Source organism: Frankia sp. AgKG'84/4, assembly GCF_023242965.2.
Taxonomy (GTDB): domain Bacteria; phylum Actinomycetota; class Actinomycetes; order Frankiales; family Frankiaceae; genus Frankia.
Window position 1 is genome coordinate 1 of the sequence record NZ_JALKFU020001260.1, and the last position, 2,311, is coordinate 2,311.

Annotated in this window: 2 protein-coding genes; both read right to left on the minus strand. The window is 66.3% G+C overall.

The window, feature by feature from the left end; genetic code table 11:
• Positions 1 to 153 precede the first annotated feature (153 nt).
• Complete coding sequence (locus tag MXD58_RS29415) at positions 154 to 1,359, minus strand: ABC transporter substrate-binding protein (protein WP_248841163.1); 1,206 nt, start codon at positions 1,357 to 1,359, stop codon at positions 154 to 156.
• Positions 1,360 to 1,446: 87 nt separating this feature from the next.
• A partial coding sequence (locus MXD58_RS29420; protein ID WP_374616832.1) for an ABC transporter permease occupies positions 1,447 to 2,311 on the minus strand: 865 nt, incomplete at its 5' end.

Here is a 2,311-nt window from a genome sequence, read left to right on the forward strand (position 1 = left end):
AAGAAAAAAAGAAAAAATACTTAAAGATTTTTTTGAGGAGTGATATAATAAGATAAAACCCCACCCCCCCCCCGCCCCCCCCCCCCCCCGGCCTGGCCGCCCCGCGAAGCCGCGAGGGTGGAATCCGACATCTCCGTCAGCTACCCGTCCCCATCAGGAACCCAGTCCGATCTTCGCGTCCAGCAGACTGCCGTCGACGAGGTCGGACGGCTTCAGCCCGGCCTGGATCGGCTTGTTCTGCTGCTGGTAGATCGGGCCCAGGATATCGATGAGCTTCTGTAGTCGCGTGTCGTCGAAGTCGCCGAGCGTGCTGTTCGAACCGTTACCGACAATGCCCAGCGACTTCATCGTGGACACCGCGTAGTTCGCGACACCCGCGCTGTAGACCCAGCCGTTGTTGTACTTGTCGACGAGGTTGAGGATCAGCTTGTTCGTCGCCGCCGGGTTACCGACGAAGTCGACGATGCCCTGCTGCATGATGGGAATCAGCTTTTGCAGGCAGGGGGTGAGGGCGGCGAGCTTGTCCTTGCGCACGCCGATCGCCTGCTGGTAGAAGTTGAAACCAGCGTCGGCGATGAGCTGGTACTTCATCGGCTTGTTCCACGACCGGATCTCGTGGGCGTAGGTGTAGGGCTCCGAGGTGGCGAAACCCTGCACGGCGACGTCCCCGCCGGAGGCGACGAAGTTCGTCGGCGTCCCGTCGTAGCTGCCGTCGATCTGGCTGGCCTTGAGAATGCCCGAGCCGGTGAAGTAGTCCATGTACGCGGCGCCCTGGAAGTACAGGACCTTCGTGTTCGTCTTGCCGATGTCGGCGATCGTCTTCCAGTCCGGGTGCTTGTCCGGCGACCACTGGATGATCTGCGGGCTCTTCTCCAGGCCGGCGAGCAGCGCCACCGTCGGCTGGGTCTTCGACAGGGCGATCTGCTCGTCGGTGCTGACGTAGCCCAGCGTGATGTTCGAGTCCTTGTAGAGCTGCGACGTCACGGTCTGGAAGCCGACCGCGGGGCCGCCGGCGCGAATCTCCAGCTTCACCCCGGTGCCGACGCCGCCGTGCGCGACGAGTTCGCCGGTGACCGACTTCGCCCCCGAGTTGATCTTCGGGTTGGGCCCGAGGAGCTGGTACTGGCCGCCGTGCTCGGACTCCGGGTTCCAGTCCGTCTGCAGCACGACCGTCGACGGGCAGCCCGCCGCCTTCAGGTCGTACTGGGCGGGCACAGCGCCGCCGGCCGCCGACGGCGCGGCCGCGCTGGACGTCCCGTCGCTGCCGCTGCTGCCACAGGCCGCGGCGGACAGGGCCAGCGCGGTGGCGGTCGCCGTCAGCGCGACCAGTCGCGCGGGACGTCGCCGAAATGTGCTCAAGTGAGGTCTCCCCCTGGATCTGTTGGCCCGGGTGGGCCAGAACGTGAACAGCCCGAGCGGGCCGGACGGGTGGTGCCGCGGGACGGGTCAGCCGCGCTTCGGCTGGTACCAGCGGCCGACGACGCGACGCGAGAGCCAGCCGAAGAAGACGAAGACCGCGACGCCGAGCAGGCTCGCGGTGAGCGTGGTCGCCCACAGGCGCTCACCCTCCAGGCGGGAGGTGAACACCGACATGTTCGTGCCGAGACCGGGATCGCCCTGCTTGAAGGCGAACTCCCCGACGATCGCGCCGATCACGGCCAGCCCCGCCGCGTTGCGGAACCCGGTGAACATCGACGGCAGCGCCGCCGGGATCTGCAGCTTCCACAGCCGGGTGAACCGCCCGGTGTGGTGCAGGTTGAACAGCTCATGCATACCCCGGTCGACCGACTGCAGCCCGAACAGCGTGTTCGACACGATCGGGAAGAACGCGATGATGACGCAGACGATGATTCGGCTCGTCAGCGCGAACCCGAAGAAGAAGCTCAGCACCGGCGTCAACGCCAGAATCGGCACGGTCTGCACGACGACGGCCCACGGGTAGAGCGAGTTCTCGATCCACTTGGCCTGGCTCATCGCCACCGCGACGAGCACCCCGAGAACGATCGCGATGGCGAGCCCGGCGAAGGTGACCTCGCAGGTCAGTTTCAGCGCGCTCATCATTGACGAGAAGTTCTTCCCGTCGAGGAAACCAAGGCGGACGACCTCGTGCGGCGGCGGCAGCATGAACCGCTGCTGCTGGTTGAGCATTCCTTCCGAAACGGCGTACCAGACGCCGATGAACAGCGCGAACACCGCCGCGGGCAGCACCACCAGACTGATCAGCTGGCCGCCTGCCCCGCCACCGCGACCACGGGGGGCCGCTCTGCGCCGGGTTGGTGCGCCCGCCGCGTCCGGCGCACCTGCTCCCGGT